The sequence below is a fragment of the Desemzia sp. FAM 23988 genome, from assembly GCF_045528365.1.
Taxonomy (GTDB): domain Bacteria; phylum Bacillota; class Bacilli; order Lactobacillales; family Carnobacteriaceae; genus Desemzia.
Genome location: NZ_JBGQQS010000012.1, coordinates 32,658 through 52,033, shown reverse-complemented (window position 1 = coordinate 52,033; position 19,376 = coordinate 32,658). Strand labels below are relative to the sequence as shown.

Genomic DNA, 19,376 nt, shown 5'->3' with positions numbered 1-19,376 from the left:
GGGGCTTATTAGTTACTTCATAAATTTTCGGATAAAGAACTTGATGATTTCTACAATTGGTATAATAGAGAACGATGTACCTAATACTATTAACCATTGTTCAAGATTTAACGTTGCTACACTGAACCAGCTATTTAATCCAGGAACCAATATGACTATTCCTAAAAGGGCAGCTGAAGTAACAACCGCCAAATTAAACATTTTATTTTTAAATATTCCTACTGTGAATATAGACTTTTCAATCGACTTTACGTTAAAAGCATGGAAGATTTGCAATAAACCTAATGTTGCAAAAGTCATTGTTAAAGCATCTAAATGAATCAATTCTTCATTGCCTACATGTACAGGATTGTGTGTTGCCCACCAATAAACACCTAACGTAAGAGCTCCTTCTATAATTCCTTGGTACACAATACTAGGAAAAACACCATTGGAGAAAAATGTTGCTTCTTTTCCACGCGGTTTCTCTTGCATGATGTCTTTTTCACCCGGTTCCAATCCAAGTGCGATAGCTGGAAAAGTGTCAGTTACTAAATTGATCCATAAGATGTGCACTGGTCCAAGTACGCTCCACCCTAGTAAAGTAGCAATGAATAACGTCAGCACTTCTCCCAAGTTGGCAGATAATAGGAATTGAATCGCTTTTTGAATATTGGTAAATACTTTTCGCCCTTCTTCTACGGCAACTACAATAGTCGCAAAGTTATCATCTGCAAGGACCATATCACTGGCTCCTTTAGATACTTCGGTTCCCGTTATTCCCATACCCACACCAATATCTGCGGTATTTAAAGCTGGAGCGTCATTTACTCCGTCTCCTGTCATGGCTACGATTTTACCCGCTTTTTGCCAAGCTTTGACGATTCGAACTTTATGCTCTGGCGAAACACGTGCATAAACAGAATATTTTTTGACCGACTTAGCAAATGCAGCATCATCGATCTGATCTAATTCAGCACCTGTAATAACGGCTTCTGACTGCCCTTTTTCAATGATCCCCAATCGTGCAGCAATCGCAGCTGCAGTGTCTTTATGGTCTCCAGTGATCATGATCGAACGGATACCAGCTGTCTTAGCCACGCTGATGGAATCCTTAGCTTCTTCTCTTTCAGGATCTATCATCCCGACCATTCCAGCATAGATCAAATCCGTTTCCACCGTTTGAGTATTTACTTCTGAAGGAACTGTGCTAACCACTTTATAAGCCATCGCTAAAACCCGTAGTGCTTGTGTAGCCATATCATGATTCGTATCTAAAATAGCCGTTCGACTGTCTTCTGTCAATGGTTGCAATTCTCCATTGATATCAATCTTGGTACATCTTTTCAGTAATTCATCCGGTGCTCCTTTAGTAGCAATAAAGTACATTCCATCCGCCATCTTATGAATCGTTGACATCAATTTACGCTCCGATTCAAAAGGAACTTCTGCTTCACGCGGTTCATTTTCCAAAGCTGTTTTAACATCCAGCTTTTTATCTAATGCAAATTGAATCAAGGCTGTTTCTGTTGGATCTCCAATCAATTCTCCTTCGCCAGATATATTGGTGTCATTTGCATATGTCATGACTTTCATGACCGGCGAATCCATACCTATCTCTTCACTTGCGTCTTGCAAAACATTATTGGTATAAATTTTTTCCACGGTCATTTGATTCATAGTCAATGTTCCAGTTTTATCTGAACAAATAATATCCGTACTCCCTAATGTTTCCACCGCTGGCAGATTTCGAATCAAAGCTTTTCGCTTCGCCATCTTTTGGGTTCCCAGTGATAAAATAATCGTCACGATCGCTGGCAATCCTTCTGGAATAGCCGCTACCGCTAAAGAAATAGAGGTTAATAGCATTTCTACCCAATCACGTCCATTGGAAAGCCCCACCACAAACATCACAACAGCAATAATAATGATGGCAATTGTTAAATATTTTCCTAATCGGTTTAAATTATTTTGTAGTGGTGTCATCGTTTCTTCCGAAGAAGCTAACATAGTCGCAATTTTACCAACTTCTGTCGCCATTCCCGTTCCAACAATAATCCCTTCACCACGTCCATAAGTGACGTTGCTGTTCATAAAAGCCATGTTTTTTCGGTCACCAATACCGACCTTCTCATCCTCTATCAGCGTCAACTCTTTTTCGACCGAAACTGATTCTCCAGTTAAGGCAGATTCTTCTATTTTTAGAGAAGCATTTTCGAATAAACGCATATCCGCTGGCACCACATCCCCAGCTTCTAGTAATACAATGTCGCCCGGAACCAGCTCTTCACTTTTAATATGTACTACAGAGCCATTCCGTCTTACTCGTGCTTCCGGAGAAGACATTTTCTTTAATGAGGCGATAGCTTCTTCAGCTTTCGCTTCTTGAAACACTCCTAAAACCGCATTTAAAATGACAACCGCTAAAATAATGACTGCATCAGCTATGTCGCCAAAAAACGCCGATATCAAAGCAGCTGCGATTAAAATCAAAATCATAAAATCTTTGAATTGTTCAAAGAATTTTACAATGACGCTTTTCTTCTTTTCTTCATTCAACTGATTATGCCCATAAGATTCAATCCGTTTTTCCGCTTCTGAAGTTGATAGACCTTCTTTGGATGTTTCAAATTTGTTAAAAACCGTTTCTACATCCTGAGCGAAAAAAGGCTCTTTTATTTGTTCTTTATTTGCCATCCTACTCATCCTCTCATTCCAACTGTTCTTCGTACTTACCGTTATTATAGGCTGTTCTTGTTTTTTATTCAAAGAAACCGCCACGGTTCTGTAAAATATTCAAAAAAGAGCTGAAGCAATAAAAATTTGCTTCAGCTCTGTGATTAAAAATTAAGTTTAAATGAAAGCTAAAATCAAGAAGTTCAAAACAAATAGTCCTGCTGAAAACCACAATACTGGATGGATTTCTTTTGTTTTGCCTTTTGCTACTTTAACAATGATATAGAAAATAAAGCCTGCTGCGATACCATAAGAGATACTGTATGCCAATCCCATAAAAATAGAAGCGAAGAATGCTGGCACAGCTTCTTCCAAATCATCCCATTTGATTTCCATGAACGATGACATCATTAAAACTCCGACCATGATTAAAGCTGGTGCAGTTGCTTGAGTTGGAACGATGGACACTAATGGAGAAAACAGACTAGTCAATAAGAACAAGAGCGCTATTACTACACTTGTCATACCAGTTCTTCCCCCTGCACCGATACCGGCTGCACTTTCCACGTAAGTAGTGGTATTAGATGTTCCTAAAATAGCTCCAACAGAAGTTCCGATGGCATCTGCAAAAAGAGCTTTATCCATTTTTGTTTTAAATCCAGCACTGTCATCTAAAGCCATTTCATCTTCTTGTGAGAAGATACCTGTTTTTCGACCAGTACCAATAAATGTACCGATCGTATCAAATACATCTGACAAACTAAAAGCAAAAATAGTCATCAACACTAAAGGCATACGAGAAAGATCACTGAATAAAGAACCTAACCCTTGTGAGCCTAATGCCACACCAAATGTTTCCCCAAGTTCACTAAATGCATTTCCTAAAGAATTAGCCGGATTAGAAATACTGGAGATGTCTACTACTCCCATTGGAATACCAATAACGGTGGTTGCAACGATTCCGATTAAAACAGCACCTTTGACATTCATGACCATCAAAATAACTGTAACGATCAACCCGATTAAAGCTAAAAGAGCGCCTGGACTTGTGAAGTTAACTAACGCAGGAACGATCCCGCCACCGCTTACGATGCTGGAGATTCCTCCTTCATAAGCTGAATTTGCAGCGTCAAATGGAGCATTGTTGATGGTTTGGATGTTTCCTGGTTCAGAAGTAAATTGAAGGAAACCTGCATTTTTGATTCCAATGTAAGCGATAAAAACACCGATTCCTCCACTGATAGCGTGTTGTAATCCCATTGGAATAGAGTGAATAATCATTTTGCGGATTTTTGTGACAGTAATTAAAATATTGAACAATCCACACAAAAATACCATCGCTAGTGCTTCTTGCCATGTAAATCCTAAGGCAAATACAACCGTATAAGTGAAAAAAGCATTTAAGCCCATACCGGGTGCCAATGCATAAGGTACATTAGCAAATAATCCCATGACTAAAGTACTGACTGCTGCAGAAATCAATGTTGCTAGGAAAACTGCTTGTGAAGGCATTCCAGTTAAAGACAAAATTGCCGGGTTGACGAAAATGATGTATGACATAGCAAAGAAGGTTGTTAATCCTGCAATGATTTCTGTAGAAAGAGTTGTGTTATTTTCTTTAAATTTGAAAAAATTTTCCATTGTCTTGTAGCCTACCTTTTTCTTATTTACAAAAGAAAGATTGATACTATTTTTCTTTATAAAATATAAGCTACAGCAAGTTTGAATTTAAACTGGTTAAAGAAATAAGAGGCGGCTGTGGGGAATAAACAAAAATAAGGTCCGTTTAATAATCCACAAATACACTTTTATAGCATGGAAAAATGTTCCACACTTTATTTCTCTAATAGTTGACCGTTTACGGTGGTCTGTAGAAACTCAAAGCCCATATCGCTTAGATTATATTAGAAATTTTCTTTTGCTTCCTCATTATAGGGGCTATAACGTAAAAGGACAAGGTAAAATCATATAATAGGTGATTAAAAGTTTCTAATGTTCGTATTTATTTGATTGTTGTAATAATATTTGTAAATATAGGACGTGAAATCGGATTTTTAAACTATGACTTGTTATTTGGTACATCTGTCTACCTTAGCATCGCATCGCTAGAAATTCTTAGTTGGTTCAGTTTTGAATCAAGAAATTTGCAGCTCACAATTCAATTGGTTTTACTGGTTCAATTGCGAGATAGGAGCTCTATACCTCGTAATTCAACTGATTTTAACGATTCTTTTGTTAACTAGAACCCTTGTACTTCGCAATTCAACTGGTTTTACTCCTTCAATTATGACGTACGACATCTAAGCATTATTTCTTATTGCCCAAATTCAAAAAGATACTTTTAAAACGAGTTGTGTAAGCTAAACGCCTTACTTCATGCTCTGCTTTCTAGACGAGCTGCGAAAAGCAGACCACATGCCTATAAGGCGACCAGCCACTGTTAGGAAAAACACCTAACTGTGGCTGGTCGCCTTATATTCAGTGGTCTTAACGCTTTTCTCCGCGCTCTGCTCCACTCTCTCTATCTCATAGTTACGAATTCTTCTGCTCCGGTTGGGTGGATGGCTACTGTGTTGTCGAAGTCTGCTTTGGTAGCTCCCATTTTGATGGCCACGGCAAATCCTTGCAGCATTTCGTCCATTCCATTCCCTAACCCATGCAAACCAATCACTTTTTCTTCTGGCCCTTGGCAGACTAATTTCATATAGGTTTTTTGGCGATTTTTTGTGATCGAACTGTGCATTGAAGTAAATTTCGCTTGGTACACTTTAATGTCTTCTGATCCGTGTAAATCAATCGCTTCTTGTTCTGTGTAACCAATTGTTCCAATCGGCGGGTGACTGAAAATAACGGATGGGATATTTGTGTAATCCAATTTCTCCGTAGTTTTCCCATTAAACAATCGTTCCGATAAACGACGTCCTGCTGCGATAGCTACAGGTGTTAATTCAATTCGGCCTGTAACATCTCCGATTGAATAAATCCCTTCAACCGTTGTGTTTTGGTATTCATCCACTTTGACATGTCCTGCTGGAGTCAATTCAACATCGGTAGCTTCTAAATTGAGGTTTTCAGTATTGGCTTCACGTCCGATAGCCCAGATAATGGTATCTGTATTATGAGTAGCGCCATCTTCAAAATGAATCGTTAAACTACCATCTGCTTCTTTTTCAACTTTTTTTGGAACGGCAAATGTGTGTAACGTAGCGCCTTCTCGTTCCATCGTTTCTACCAATCCCTCACTAATAATAGAATCAAATGTTCTTAACGGAGCTTGTTTGCGGACGAATAAATGCGTATCTACTCCAAATCCATGGGTTACTCCAGCTAATTCTACAGCAATGTATCCTGCTCCAACTATAGCGATTCTCTCAGGCAGTTCATTTAATGCAAAGAAACCATCGGAATCGATACCTAATTCTGCTCCTGGAATGTTAGGTTTTGAAGGACGTCCTCCTGTGGCAATCAAAATATGATCCGCCGTATACTGTTCACCATTTACTTCGATCGTGTGATTGTCTACAAATGTAGCAAATCCTCTGATCAAGTCTACATGATTGCTGTTCAAGCCGCTTTCGTATACAGTATGCAAACGATCAATGTATTTTTCTCTGTTCAAGACTAATTTGGCAAAATCGAAATTTTTTTCAGGAATGCTGATTCCGTAATCTTCAGCATACAAATTCATTTCATCCAATAATTGAGCTCCATGCCACATAACCTTTTTAGGTACACAACCGACATTGACACAAGTTCCGCCAAGTTCATTCGCTTCTACTAAAGCTACCTTTGCTCCATGCATTCCTGCTCGGTTAATAGAAGCAATTCCACCACTACCGCCACCGATAGCTATATAGTCATAATGTTTTGTCATCAAGTATTCCTTCTTTCTTATTCTCATTCTGTTATTGTTCTTCCAGTGCCAGATCCAAAGTATCTCCTGCTCTGTGTTCCATTTCATATTGGTGATAATACTCACCTAATTTGTATTTGTAGTCTTCTCTTTTATTCCATGGTTTTTGCTTTCCGCAATAATGGATAAAGACTACTTCCTGTTCTACCCATTCCACATTGTAATCTTTTGGGAAGATCACATTAGCTTTTGAATAATATCTCGGATCCAGATTATAAATTCTCCAGTCCGCTTCTAAAATAGAATCCCAATACAAGTGATTAAAAACATCTTGATCTGGTAACAACAATCTTTTTTTGTACAATTCGATCACAGACAAAATGTCTCCTTGTTGTTTGCTTGCTCGAATGGCAGGCAAATTCATCAGAATGATTCCTGTATTAAAATACCCTTTTGATTCTAACATATTCAATCGAATATTGTTGATCGGCTGGATCCATTTCGTCAAATAATCATGCGTAGTTGCTACAAATAAGTTCTGTTTAAAATCTTGATAATAAAAATCCGTTATAGGATTCAGATTGACAATATCTGGATCTAAATACAGAATCCTTTCCAAATCTTCTGGCAACACAAATGGAGCTAATAAACGATAGTACATTTCAATCGAATAATACCGATTAACCGTCGTTTCCATTTCAAATAAATCATGGCAATTAATTGGAAAAAACTCATGTCCGTTAGCCACAATGAAGTCATTTATCTCTTGCAGTTTCATGTTGCGCATGTCATTATGCATAAGATAAATAGCGAGCGTTTCTTCTGTATTTGTTTTAAATACTGACCACAACATCGTTCTGAGTGGAGGTAAGTAATTTTCATTGCAAGTCACTAATAAATTCATCTGCTATCTCCTACTATACATAATCTTACTACTATTTTACCGCATTATCTTTTTCAGCTTAAGAGCAAATATTCACTTTATCCATGCGGTTTTCTTTATTAAGCATATCATATTTAGATTGAAAGAGAATTCTTTTGTTTTTTATTCCCTTCCAAAAATCATTTGTTTTCTTAAAAGGTTGAAATGATTCGCGGTGTTGTTTACAGTATAATGTAGTAAGTACTAGATTTTTTTAGGAGGTTCAAATGGAAAAAGATATTAAGTTTTACTGGACATTGTTTCTTTCTACATTAACATTAAGTGCTTTTACATTTGGAGGAGGATATGTAATTGTTCCGCTTATGCAAAAACGATTTGTAAAAGAGCTTCAATGGATCGATGAAGAAGAGATGTTGGATCTGGTAGCCATTGGTCAATCTGCTCCAGGCCCTATTGCTGTTAACACCTCCATTATTGTTGGGTATCGAATGGCAGGTATATTAGGCTCTTTAATAGCCGTTATTGGGACAATTCTCCCCCCATTGTTCATCATTACGATTATTTCTTTCTTTTACCAAGCTTTTAGAGACAACCCTGTAGTCAGTGCTTTATTACTAGGAATGCAAGCTGGTGTTGCTGCAGTTATTGTCAGCGTAGTGGTTGATATGTCCGCAAAAATCATTAAAGATAAGCAAGTTTTGCCTATTGTGATGATGGTACTAGCCTTTATTGCTGCGATATTCTTGAACATCAATATCGTGATTATTTTACTTATTTGTGGTGCTGTTGGAGCTTACACTTCACTACAAGGGCCTCATAATCAAAAGGGGGATTCATAAAAAATGGTTTACTTAAAATTATTTTGGAGTTTCTTTCAAGTAGGTCTCTTTAGTTTTGGTGGCGGCTATGCAGCTTTACCTTTGATCGAAGAACAAGTGATCCATCAAAACAATTGGTTATCGAGTACAGAGTTTATTGATATCGTTACAATATCTCAAATGACTCCTGGACCTATTGCCATTAATACATCTACTTTTGTAGGTACAAAAGTAGCAGGTCTCCCTGGGTCTGTTGTCGCAACTCTTGGCTGTATTGCTCCTTCCTGCATTATTGTAGTCCTGCTAGCTAGATTGTATTATAAATATAAAGGAATCCCACTTATGGATGGTATCCTTAAGGGTTTACGTCCAGCTGTAGTGGCGTTGATCGCTTCTGCTGGGTTAACCATCTTTTTGACGGCTATGTTTGGAGCAGCAAACTTCCCTATAGCTCTCGGAAACCTAAATTGGATTTCAGTTATACTCTTTATGATTGGGTTAGTACTTTTACGCAAGACAAAACTAGGCCCCATCCATGTGATGATTCTTTCAGGAATAGCAGGCATTATGATTTACTATGTGATTCTGTAATCAAATTAAACAGTTGCTAAGCAGGAAGAGACGATTCTTCTTACTGAGCAACTATTTTTATATAGAGAATCATCTGATATAAAACAAGGTACTATACTTGGTTCACTCTTCCAAAGAAAGTTTTTTCTTAGAAGATTAGACCCTTGAAAAAAACGTCAGCAAGTTTTCACCTGCCGACGTCATCTTTCTCTTATGCAACTATTCTTCTATTTAAGATCTAAAGCTGAATCTTCGTCTGCTACTGTTTTTCTCCATAAGCCAAGAATCACAGCGGCTACTACCATTCCGATTACAATGGATAAGACAAACAATCCAATATGATTAGATAATCCAGCTACAAACAATCCACCATGAGGCGCTGGAACTGTTACATTCCACAATTGAGTCAAGCCCCCTGCAATAGCAGAACCTACTACTGAAGAACCAATTACGCGTAACGGATCAGCTGCAGCAAACGGAATGGCTCCTTCAGTGATAAACGAAATTCCCATCACATAGTTTGAAAGAGCTGATTTTCTTTCATCAGCGTTGAATTTATTCTTGAAGAAAGTGCTTGCTAAAGCGATAGCTAAAGGCGGCACCATTCCACCAGCCATAACGGCTGCCATCAAACTTCCATCGCCAGTATCTGTAAAGATTCCGATTGAAAAGGCATAAGCAGCTTTATTGAATGGGCCTCCCATATCAATAGACATCATACCACCAAGTAAAGCACCTAATATAACAGCATTTCCAGTTCCTAAGTTTTCCAAGAAACTGATCATCGCTGCATTGATCGAACCAAATATCGGTCCTACAATGAAATACATCAATAATCCAATAAGCAATAAACCAAGTACTGGGAACAATAAAATCGCTTTGATACCTTCTAATGACTTAGGCAGATTGCTCAAACCTTTTTGCAAACCGATCATCAAATATCCTGCTAAGAAACCAGCTACCAAACCGCCTAAGAATCCTGCGTTACTTGCTACAGCCATTACTCCACCGACCATACCAGGCATCAAAGCTGGTCGATCGCCAATACTAAGGGCAATATACCCTGCTAAAATCGGGATCAAGAACCCAAATGCATGATTACCGATAGAGTTTAAGAATAGAAATACTTCACTTTCTTTACCTAACAGGTTCTCAAACAAGAATGACAGACCCATTAAGATCCCACCACCAACTACAAATGGCAGCATGTGTGAAATCCCATTCATTAAATCTTTATAAACCCGGTTCCATACAGATCCTTTTTCTTCGTTATCTACCGTTGACTCACTTTTTTGTCCGCCAGATGAAAAAATCGGCGCTTGTTTATTGATGGCTTTTGTAATCAACTCTTCTGTTTTTCGAATACCGTCACTTACCGGACGTTGCAATACTGGTTTACCGTCAAAGCGAGCCATTTCAACTTGTTTATCCGCCGCTACGATAACACCCACAGAACGTTCGATGTCTTGAGTCGTTAGGCGGTTTTTGATTCCACCGCTTCCGTTTGTTTCTACTTTGATGTCTACGCCCATTTCAGCTGCTTTCTTTTTCAAAGCATCCTCAGCCATAAACGTATGTGCTATACCTGTAGGACAAGCTGTAACAGCTACGACAAAGGGTCTTTCAGAAACAGTATTTTCTTCAGGAGCTTCCGTAACAGCATCCTGATTTTCTACTTCTTCTGCTTTTTCAAACAATTCTTGTACTTCATCAGCACTTGAGGCATTTTTTAACGATTCTACAAAATCTGGACGAATCAAAAAGCGAGATAAATTGGCTAAAGCTTGCAAGTGAATGTCATTTGCGCCTTCAGGAGCCGCGATCATAAAGAATAAATAAACAGGTTGGCCGTCTAATGAATCATAATCGATCCCTTCATTGCTTTTAGCAAATAAAACTGTTGCTTCATTCACAGCTTTATTTTTTGCATGAGGCATAGCGATTCCGTCTCCAAGACCTGTAGACGTTTGTTGCTCTCTCTTCATGATTCCTTCTTTAAATGTTGCTACATCGCTGATTCGATTATGTTTCTTTAAATTGCTGATCATTTCATCAATAGCACTTTCTTTGCTCTGTGCTTTCAGATCCATGATCATAACATCTTTGATCAAAATATTGTTGATCTTCATACTCAATTCCTCCTATTAAAGTTCCACTAATCTATTTTAGAAATCTGTACTTCGTTGATGAGCGATTCGATTTCAGCTTTTGTTGCCAAGTCGTCAGAAAAAGCTGTTGCACTACCTGTCGCGACGCTTCTCTTGAAAGCTTCAAGTTCATCGTTTGTTTCTACTAGTGTTCCTATAAATCCTGCAACCATTGAATCTCCAGCACCAACTGAATTTTTCACTTTCCCTTTAGGTACATTGGCTTGATAAACAGCTTCTTTCGTAAAGAATAAAGCTCCGTCTCCTGCCATAGAAATAACTGCATAGGTTGCTCCTAAAGAAAGCAATTTTTTCCCATAAGGAATCATTTCTTCTACCGACTGGAATGAAACATCAAATAAATCAGCTAGTTCGTGATGATTCGGTTTTACTAGCAACGGATTAGAACTAAGGGCATTCAATAATTCTTCTCCCGCTGTATCAATAATAAATTGAGCGCCATGAGAAGTGATTTTTTCAATCATCTTTTGGTAGAAATCAGCTGGAAGTGTTGGCGGTTTATTTCCCGATAACACAACTACATCCTCAACAGTCAACTCATCTAGTTGCTGCAGCAATTGATCTGCTTCTTCTTGAGTGATAGCTGGTCCCGCAGCATTGATCTCTGTTTCTACATCTGCTTTTATTTTTACGTTGATTCGTGTGTCTTCCTTGATTTCAATAAAACGGGTTTGAATAGCTTCTTGAGTCAGCCAATTTGAAATGAAATGACCTGTGAATCCTCCAAGAAATCCTAAAGTTGTTGTGGTTTGGCCTAGGTTATTGAGTACACGAGAGACGTTTATACCCTTTCCCCCTGGAAGCTTTATGTCGCTCTCCATCCGATTTAATTCTCCCGCTTGAATAGCTGGAATTTTAACAATGTAATCAATCGATGGATTCAATGTTACTGTGTAAATCATGTTTTACCTCCATTATAGTTGTGGCTTTGAAGTAGGCTTCAAATTCTGTTCTGTCCAATTCGTTGCTGACAAGAATAGCATTTTCAATATTGTCCACTTTATCAAATGTAACTTTGTTAAATTTCGTTTTGTCTGCCAAAACAAATACTTTGGCACTATTTTTAACAGCTTGTTTTTTGATGGCTGCTTCTTCAGGATCTGGAGTAGTTAAGCCACATTCGATATCGATTCCATTGATTCCTAAAAAAGCTTTGTTGAACCGGTATTGACTCAGTTGCGTTAAACCGATAGCTCCAATAACTGCTTTAGTGGTATTTTTTAATACTCCACCAATCAATATCACCTCATTGTTCTGGTCCGCTAACAAACTGGCTTGTTGTACTGCGTTTGTGACAATACGAATGTCTTTCTGTTTTAAGAATGGAATCATATACAATGTTGTAGTTCCGGCATCCAGAAATATCGTATCTCCATCATTGATCAATGTCGCGGCGTATTCTGCAATGTCTTTTTTCTCTTGAACGTTCTTGAGGGTTTTTTCTATCACTGGAAGTTCTTGTTCAACTTCATAAATCCGTTTGGCTCCGCCATGCACACGAACCAACAAACCTCTTTCTTCCAAGACATCCAGATCTCTTCGGATAGTAGACTCTGAACAGTCTGTTTCCTTCATTAAATCTTGTGATTTGACTAGACCACGCTGGGCTAATCTGTCTAATATATATTGATAACGTTCTTCTGTTAACATTATACACACCTTCTTCACCATTACTTTACCACCATTATCGTTCAAAAACAATCAAAAAATAAATCGTTTTCAAAATTTTAATCTTTTTTTAATTTCTGTTTATTCTTACGTTCCTTTTTGACAAATTTACACCGTAAAGCTATATTAAAAATAAGAGCATAACACCTTTTTAGTGCTTTATTTTGAGAAAATAGAAAGGGGGATCTGCATGTATGAATTAAGCAATATAGAAATTCTCATTCGCATTAGCGTAGCTATCCTGTGCGGAAGTGCTGTCGGTTTTGAACGCGAAGCAAAAGGGCACGACGCAGGTCTAAGGACCCATATGCTGGTGTGTGTGGGTGCTGCAGTGATGGCGATGGCTCAAGTTGAGGCCAGTTTTGATATTATTGAAACTGTGATTGAAAATCCTGATCTAGCCGGTACGCTTAGTACAGATTTTATTCGTTTAACAGCTCAGATCGTCAGCGGTATTGGATTTTTAGGTGCTGGAACCATTATTGTCACTAAAAGAAATGTCTCTGGTTTAACAACTGCCGCTTCTATTTGGGCAATTGCCGGAATTGGCATCTCTGTTGGAATGGGGTATTACTTCTTGACGGTTGCCAGTACAGTCGCTGTTTTGCTCGTATTAAGAATTATTAAACGTTTATTCGGTTCCCCCAATATGAATCTGATTTATATCAAATATATCGGCAAAGAAACCCAAGAGGCCATAAAACAGTATTTCATTGAAAACAACATCAAACTATTCAGTGAACAGCATAGTTTAGACAGCACTGAAAATCAGGCTCCTGCCTACTCCAATTACTATACTGTTGGACTTCCAGAAGATTTCCCTTTATCTCGTGTAGTAAATGAAATCATTGATTTGGAGAATGTACAGCATATCAGTACGTTAAAAGAACGCTAAATAAAAAGGTTCTATAATATTTGACGTTAATGAATAAAAACAGTTTCCTTTTCAATGCTAAACCTTTTAAAAACTCATTCTTAGAAATTTATGGAGGAGTATGGGGTTGCTTATAGCCATGAATAAGGATGCAAAAAAAAGGAAACACTGTGGGCGTACGCCCAAGGGTACCATGCTTGTAAGCTGCTGAAGCAGCAAAAATCATGGCAATTACTTAGTGTTCGGCTTTAGCCGTTACACTAAGTTTGACGCTTGCAAGCCTTGAGATGCGGTATTCGGCCAAGGCGTTCCCATGGCTTTCCACAAGTAACCCCATAGGCCGGAGGAAATTTCTTTACCAACGTTAGAAGATGAAGAGTCAATAAAAACAGCACAGAAGACTAGTCCATTTTACCTAGCCTTTTGCGCTGTTTTATTATGACTGAACTTTCTTCTTAAATCTCCACCATTCAAAACCATACAATGCAAAACCGATCACACTAACGACTAAACCTGTTTTAAAAAAAGGAGTCTGGTAAGAGAATAGTACCTCAGATTCCCCAGCTTCAAGTGGAATCCCGATAAAGCCATAATTCACTTTGATCGGATCTATTTCTTCTCCATTGATCTTTGCTGACCACCCTATTGAATACGGCATCGAAGTTACTAACACGGTGTCTTCTGTTGAAGAAATCGTACCAGAGACTCGTTCATTTTCAAAGTTCGTAATCATCAACTGGTTTTCGCGCTTCTCAGCTACTTTATCATCGTAGGCTTCATCCATTGGCAGAGCATAGACCGTAATCTCTTCCAAGTCATATACTCCCGGCTTTTCAAACTGAAGCGTGATTGTATCTGATTCATCTCCAGATTGATAACCTAAGTTGAACAACATTTTTTCTCGATGAATATACGAACTAAAGCTTAATTCGTCGGATTGATGGATAATTTTATTTCTGTCATTAAATGCTACTGTTGTATTAAAACTCGTATTCACTCTGTTTAGAGATTCTCTCGGTTTTGGTTCATGATTGAGTCCTTCTAAATAAACATACACTTCACTGTTACGAATATTTTCCAGATCATTGATGCGAATCGCTATTTTTCCATCACTGTCTTGAACGTAAATTTTATCGCCGTCTATGGTTATTTTTTCTTCATCTTGACTGCTGATCGTTGTATCCACAGATTGAGTCGTTAAACGATCCTCAAATAAAGCCAGTTTAGCGGAGTCCACCTTTTCTTCATCAGCCGTAAAACCAGTCGAAAGAAATTCTTCTTTTTCCACCGGATTCAACTTCTCGAACTCCGTATTGCTCATAAAAGCGTCATTCGCATAAGCAAATGGATATGCCTGATCCGTTTCAGCTACTAAATGAGCATTGTCTCCTTCTGAACGATAAACCACTTCATAACCGTATGGCAAGTATTTTTCATTCTTTAAAGCTGTAACGATATATTGGACTCCCATGACATGATTCGCAATGCGGCGATCGTCAAATCCATTACGGACCGGTTGGATCAATTGAAACGATCCAACTTCTAATTGGCTGGCAAATTCAGCCACAGCACCATTAGTAATCGATAAATAAGAAGTCATCCCCATTCGTTCCAAGTAAATCATATGGTTTCTGATGTGATTGTCTTTTGCCGTTAAACCAATTCGAAACGGCTCTTCTTCGACATCAGGAATTTCTTCTTCCACACCATCAAATACCTGTGCGTATTGCTCATCAGCTGTTCCGTAATCCAACAAGGCGGACATTTTATTTTGACCAAATGGATAATAATACTGTTGCGCATTGAAAATCACATTTGCGATGATCGATAAAAGAATGATCGAAGAAGCGAGACTACTCTGCTTCGTTGCCCATTTGCCAACATGTTGGAGTTTTGCAGCTGTCACGATGACAGCCAATGCCACTAGTGCCGCAATCAAAGGTACTGTTCGAGCAAGCGAAAAACCGTCTATCACTTGCGGAACGATCGATAAGACGCCAAAAATAAGTGCACCTATCGCCATTGCTCGCCGATCTTTTTTTGTCCAATCAAATCGGTATTGATAAAATTGTGCCACTGCTATCCCTAGGAATAATGGAATAGCAAATGTCCAGCGATTATATGGGCCAGAGAACCCATTCATAATCGATCCGAATAGCGGAAACAGCAGCATAACTGTAAACAGGATCAACATAAATGGAATAGAGCCGAATAACTTCCGTCTGGTGAACATCAGCGGGATGACAAGCATGACTATCCCAGCAAACCCAAGTACAGTCCATAAATAGCTTTCTGAAATAAATCCATTCGCTAAAAGAGCAATGTAATATTGCAGTGGGTATAATGTCATACCGCTCGCCATTTCCCCTGATCCTCTTGATGATTGCAAGAATCCCCAAATCACCGGGAACAACACAACCGCAGACATGCAAACACCCACTAAATAACTATATAAAGCTCTGAAGAAATAACTCCAAAACTCTTTGAATGGTTTTTCTAAACGGTATAGATCAAGATATCGAAAAATAGCGTAGATAAAAATCAATATCGTTAATTTATAGAAGAAATAAAAATTGCTCGCCGCACTCACAAATACAACTCCAGCGAATAAAAAGGCTGTTTCATTGCGCAATATTTTTTCTACACCCAGGCAAAGAAGCGGAAAGAACACCATCGGCATCAAAAAGAAAGGATGTCTTGTAGCATTCAATGTTACATAATGGGCGAAAGTATAGACGAAAACCCCTGCCAATATCCCAGAATTACTGAAACCCAATTTACGAGCATAAAAAATAAACGCTAATCCAATACAGTAAATTCTGAGCACAATCAAAAAATGAAAAGCAAATTCCATCATACTAGATGGAAATAGCAGTCCTAAATACACAAACGGGTCTCCTACTACATAATACCCGTAAGAAGTGATCACATCCGCACCTAAACCGATCGTCCAATCCCAAAATTGAAATCCACCAGTTGGATGCAGTAAAAATTCCCGCCACATACTTACATAGTCTTCAAACAATAAATAGTGTTGGGTAAATCCGTCACTTTGCCAAATAAAAGAAGTCCCGCTGTACACAAAGTACCCATAAATCGAAGTCATTATGACGATAAAGAAAAGAGAATACCACAAAAAGAGATTTGCGGTATTCTTTTTCTGTGTCATTCCTAGTTGTTTCATAACATTAGTCACCAATCTCTTTCTTCCTAATTATTTTTCAATCTGATTTCTTTTGTTTGAAGACAAAGAATTTACTGAAAAAATAATTTAGTACGACCACAATAAATTGGGTGGCTATTTTAGCTATATTCGTGTCTACTAATATAAAATCAACTAGTATCCACATGCTCAACATATCAAATATTCCAGAAACAGCTCTAAATCCACTAAATAAAACAAATTCTTTCAACCAACTTTGAAAACTTTCAGATTTTGATTTAAACACGTACTTTTTATTGGTGAAGAAAGCAAATAATATCGACAGAACAATAGCTACTGCATTTGCGATCAAATACTGTACTCCCAAAACAGAGTCCATCACATAGAACACGACGATATTGACGACTGTTGTCAGTACACCAAAAACTAAATAAACAATTACTTCTTCATACTTCACATATAATTTTTTTACTAATTCCATCATGCAAAACCAACGCTTTCTGCTTATTCTTTTTCTTTTTCATTACTAGTAGCAGCTTCTTTTTTCTGACGTTTTTCTTCAGAAGTCTCTTGTACAAAATAAAGCGGCCGGTCTTTGGTTTCCACAAATACGCGTCCCAAATATTCGCCAATAACCCCTAAAGAAATCAGTTGGATCCCGCCTAGGAAAAGCACCCCCGCTATCAATGATGGATAGCCGGCAACTGTATTTCCAAAGAAAATCGTCCGCATGATCTCAATAAACAAGTAAATGAAACCAAGTAAAGAAATAATCATTCCTACCAAAGACCATACTTTCAAGGGAAGTGTGCTGTAAGAAGTGACTCCATTGATGGCAAGAGTTACCAGAGAACCAAACTTCCATTTTGTTTCTCCACCTGCTCTAGGATCAGCATCAAAAGTGATTTCTTTCTTTTTGAATCCGATCCAATTGTACATCCCTTTAGTGTAACGGGAATGTTCTCTCAACTGAGATAAGGCTTCGATACATTTTTTATCTAGCAGGCGAAAATCTCCGGCATCCGGAATGATTTCTTCTTTGGAAACTTTTTGCAATAATTTATAATAGGTTTTTGATGTCCATTTCTTGAGCTTGCTTTCGCCTTCTCTTTTTCTGCGAATAGCGTAAACATCGTCATACCCTTGTTCCCACCAATAGAGCATCTCTTCAATAGCTTCTGGCGGATGCTGCAAATCGGCATCCATGATGATCATCGCATCTCCACTAGCATAATCAAAGCCTGCCGACATAGCGACTTCTTTGCCAAAATTCCTGGAAAGGTCCACATATTGCACACGCTCGTCTTTTTCTTTAAGTTGTTTAACAATTTCAAGCGTTCTATCTTTACTCCCATCATTGACAAAAAGAAACTCGAAGTGATAGTTGGTTAATCGATTGCATACTTCAACTAACACATGATACATCTGTTCAAGGACTTCTTCTTCATTGTATGCTGGAACTAATATCGTAATAGTTTTCATTCTTGACTACCTTTCACTTTCTGTCTTTCTAAAATAACTTATCCATCAAATTATACCTTAGTAACATTAGAACGTCTATTAATGTGCTATGTAGTCATCTAGATAGACTCACAAAAAATTATCTTTATTTTAGGAATTCGATGCCTTTTTTTGGATATTCCGGCCATCCTAATTCATTAACTTTCGCAAAATATAAGATAGCCCAAACCAAAGTACCACACTAATGCCAATAGTAACCAACCAGCCAGCAGGATTATTTTCTAACGGAAGAGGCATGTTCATGCCGAAAAATCCCGTAATGATTGTAGGCACTGTCAACAAAATAGACAATGCAGTTAAAATTTTCATCGTATCATTCAAATTATTGTTCAGAACATTATTATAGGTTCCGGATAATTGCTGCAAAATTTGTGAAGACACTTGTGTCATTTCAACTAGCTGCTTCGCTTCTATTAACGCATCTTCAAACTGTTCTCTTTCGCTTTCGTCTAACGCACGGTAAATCATATGCGTTCTAACTTGTTCCAGCAACACTGTATTTTGTCTTGAGGCTGAAACAAAGTAAACTACTCCAGTCTCTAGATTCGATAAAGATAGCAAATTTTGTTTTGTTGTCTTTATTTTCAACTTATCATTGATCCATTTTCTGTCACTGTTTATTTCCTCTACTAAAGGAAAATAAGAATCTGTAATCAACAATAAACTGCTGAATAAAAACTTAAATATAGTAGTATCTGGATTACGTTTTAAATACTTCTCCATTTTCGAGATGACATACTGATTATTACTATTCGAGATAGTGATAAAACGAAGATCCTTAATCAAAAACGTCATAGGAATGGTTTCGTAATGATCATCTATTTTGCTTTGATTAGGTACATTAAAAATCAATACAAAAGTATCCGTTGGTTGATCATAATCCAAATGAGCACGTTCGTTTTTATCAAGTGAATAAGCGGCTATTTCATCATCAATTTCGTAATCTTGATAAAGGTTCTTTAATTCTTCGGAACTATCAGTGTTTATATTAATCCATTTGTTTTTTTCGTTGTTAAAAAGTGTTTTAGTAATCATAAGTTCATCTCCTCGTATAACAGCACTTAATAGTATAGCAGTAGATTCATATAAAGCTAGAAACAAGGGCCTCTCAAAAACTTTTATCTCGTTTTTGGGAGGCCCTTGTTTCTTATAACTTGATTTTGAATAGGTTACACTAAGTTGGACAATAATTATAAGGTCTTA

14 protein-coding genes and 1 riboswitch are annotated in these 19,376 nt (G+C 37.8%); of the genes, 3 read left to right on the top strand and 11 right to left on the bottom strand.

The window, feature by feature from the left end:
* Window positions 1–12 precede the first annotated feature (12 nt).
* The 4 genes from ACEN4L_RS08275 to ACEN4L_RS08260 form a co-directional block, all read right to left on the bottom strand.
* Entirely contained in the window at window positions 13–2,676 is a 2,664-nt protein-coding gene (locus ACEN4L_RS08275) for a cation-translocating P-type ATPase (RefSeq protein WP_407097251.1), read from the bottom strand.
* A 156-nt stretch (window positions 2,677–2,832) separates the two neighbouring features.
* Complete coding sequence (locus ACEN4L_RS08270) at window positions 2,833–4,296, bottom strand: NCS2 family permease (protein ID WP_407097252.1); 1,464 nt, start codon at window positions 4,294–4,296, stop codon at window positions 2,833–2,835.
* 186 nt (window positions 4,297–4,482) lie between these two features.
* Window positions 4,483–4,582: riboswitch (purine riboswitch) on the bottom strand.
* Window positions 4,583–5,176: 594 nt separating this feature from the next.
* Complete coding sequence (gene gor, locus ACEN4L_RS08265; RefSeq protein WP_407097253.1) at window positions 5,177–6,529, bottom strand: glutathione-disulfide reductase; 1,353 nt, start codon at window positions 6,527–6,529, stop codon at window positions 5,177–5,179.
* 31 nt (window positions 6,530–6,560) lie between these two features.
* Window positions 6,561–7,412 (bottom strand): glycosyltransferase family 8 protein, encoded by an 852-nt coding sequence (locus ACEN4L_RS08260; RefSeq protein ID WP_407097254.1) that lies wholly within the window; start codon window positions 7,410–7,412, stop codon window positions 6,561–6,563.
* Between the two features lie 245 nt (window positions 7,413–7,657).
* Between ACEN4L_RS08260 and ACEN4L_RS08255 the strand changes: the two genes are divergently transcribed.
* The gene (locus ACEN4L_RS08255) at window positions 7,658–8,230 is read left to right on the top strand and encodes a chromate transporter (protein WP_407097255.1); all 573 of its coding nucleotides are present in this window, start codon (window positions 7,658–7,660) and stop codon (window positions 8,228–8,230) included.
* Window positions 8,231–8,233: 3 nt separating this feature from the next.
* Window positions 8,234–8,800: a chromate transporter gene (locus tag ACEN4L_RS08250; protein WP_407097256.1), complete on the top strand. Its 567-nt coding sequence runs from the start codon at window positions 8,234–8,236 to the stop codon at window positions 8,798–8,800.
* 206 nt (window positions 8,801–9,006) lie between these two features.
* Here ACEN4L_RS08250 and ACEN4L_RS08245 read toward each other — a convergent pair whose 3' ends face one another.
* From ACEN4L_RS08245 to ACEN4L_RS08235, 3 genes are read right to left on the bottom strand one after another with little or no spacing between them, the layout of a single operon-like run.
* A complete protein-coding gene (locus ACEN4L_RS08245; RefSeq protein ID WP_407097257.1) occupies window positions 9,007–10,908 on the bottom strand; it encodes a fructose-specific PTS transporter subunit EIIC in 1,902 nt (633 codons plus the stop codon).
* Between the two features lie 26 nt (window positions 10,909–10,934).
* On the bottom strand, window positions 10,935–11,849 hold the full coding sequence (gene pfkB, locus ACEN4L_RS08240) for a 1-phosphofructokinase (protein ID WP_407097258.1): 915 nt from the start codon (window positions 11,847–11,849) through the stop codon (window positions 10,935–10,937).
* On the bottom strand, window positions 11,815–12,597 hold the full coding sequence (locus tag ACEN4L_RS08235) for a DeoR/GlpR family DNA-binding transcription regulator (RefSeq protein WP_407097259.1): 783 nt from the start codon (window positions 12,595–12,597) through the stop codon (window positions 11,815–11,817). Before ACEN4L_RS08235 ends, pfkB begins: the two co-directional genes overlap by 35 nt.
* A 208-nt stretch (window positions 12,598–12,805) precedes the next feature.
* On the opposite strand from ACEN4L_RS08235, the gene ACEN4L_RS08230 reads away from it, so the two are divergent.
* Window positions 12,806–13,510, top strand: a complete 705-nt coding sequence (locus tag ACEN4L_RS08230) for an MgtC/SapB family protein (protein WP_407097260.1) — start codon at window positions 12,806–12,808, stop codon at window positions 13,508–13,510.
* Window positions 13,511–13,925: 415 nt separating this feature from the next.
* Here ACEN4L_RS08230 and ACEN4L_RS08225 read toward each other — a convergent pair whose 3' ends face one another.
* The 4 genes from ACEN4L_RS08225 to ACEN4L_RS08210 all read right to left on the bottom strand — a co-directional run bounded on the left by ACEN4L_RS08225 (window position 13,926) and on the right by ACEN4L_RS08210 (window position 19,208).
* Entirely contained in the window at window positions 13,926–16,685 is a 2,760-nt protein-coding gene (locus tag ACEN4L_RS08225) for a YfhO family protein (protein WP_407097263.1), read from the bottom strand.
* 25 nt (window positions 16,686–16,710) lie between these two features.
* A complete protein-coding gene (locus tag ACEN4L_RS08220) occupies window positions 16,711–17,133 on the bottom strand; it encodes a GtrA family protein (RefSeq protein ID WP_407097264.1) in 423 nt (140 codons plus the stop codon).
* A gap of 23 nt (window positions 17,134–17,156) precedes the next feature.
* Window positions 17,157–18,134 (bottom strand): glycosyltransferase family 2 protein, encoded by a 978-nt coding sequence (locus tag ACEN4L_RS08215; RefSeq protein ID WP_407097261.1) that lies wholly within the window; start codon window positions 18,132–18,134, stop codon window positions 17,157–17,159.
* A 168-nt stretch (window positions 18,135–18,302) separates the two neighbouring features.
* The gene (locus ACEN4L_RS08210; protein ID WP_407097262.1) at window positions 18,303–19,208 is read right to left on the bottom strand and encodes a magnesium transporter CorA family protein; all 906 of its coding nucleotides are present in this window, start codon (window positions 19,206–19,208) and stop codon (window positions 18,303–18,305) included.
* Window positions 19,209–19,376: the final 168 nt, after the last annotated feature.

Coding starts and splice junctions, on each gene's coding strand:
- ACEN4L_RS08275 (WP_407097251.1), bottom strand. CDS start 2,676: ATGGCAAATAAAGAACAAATAAAAGAGCCTTTTTTCGCTCAGGATGTA.
- ACEN4L_RS08270 (WP_407097252.1), bottom strand. CDS start 4,296: ATGGAAAATTTTTTCAAATTTAAAGAAAATAACACAACTCTTTCTACA.
- gor (WP_407097253.1), bottom strand. CDS start 6,529: ATGACAAAACATTATGACTATATAGCTATCGGTGGCGGTAGTGGTGGA.
- ACEN4L_RS08260 (WP_407097254.1), bottom strand. CDS start 7,412: ATGAATTTATTAGTGACTTGCAATGAAAATTACTTACCTCCACTCAGA.
- ACEN4L_RS08255 (WP_407097255.1), top strand. CDS start 7,658: ATGGAAAAAGATATTAAGTTTTACTGGACATTGTTTCTTTCTACATTA.
- ACEN4L_RS08250 (WP_407097256.1), top strand. CDS start 8,234: ATGGTTTACTTAAAATTATTTTGGAGTTTCTTTCAAGTAGGTCTCTTT.
- ACEN4L_RS08245 (WP_407097257.1), bottom strand. CDS start 10,908: ATGAAGATCAACAATATTTTGATCAAAGATGTTATGATCATGGATCTG.
- pfkB (WP_407097258.1), bottom strand. CDS start 11,849: ATGATTTACACAGTAACATTGAATCCATCGATTGATTACATTGTTAAA.
- ACEN4L_RS08235 (WP_407097259.1), bottom strand. CDS start 12,597: ATGTTAACAGAAGAACGTTATCAATATATATTAGACAGATTAGCCCAG.
- ACEN4L_RS08230 (WP_407097260.1), top strand. CDS start 12,806: ATGTATGAATTAAGCAATATAGAAATTCTCATTCGCATTAGCGTAGCT.
- ACEN4L_RS08220 (WP_407097264.1), bottom strand. CDS start 17,133: ATGGAATTAGTAAAAAAATTATATGTGAAGTATGAAGAAGTAATTGTT.
- ACEN4L_RS08215 (WP_407097261.1), bottom strand. CDS start 18,134: ATGAAAACTATTACGATATTAGTTCCAGCATACAATGAAGAAGAAGTC.
- ACEN4L_RS08210 (WP_407097262.1), bottom strand. CDS start 19,208: ATGATTACTAAAACACTTTTTAACAACGAAAAAAACAAATGGATTAAT.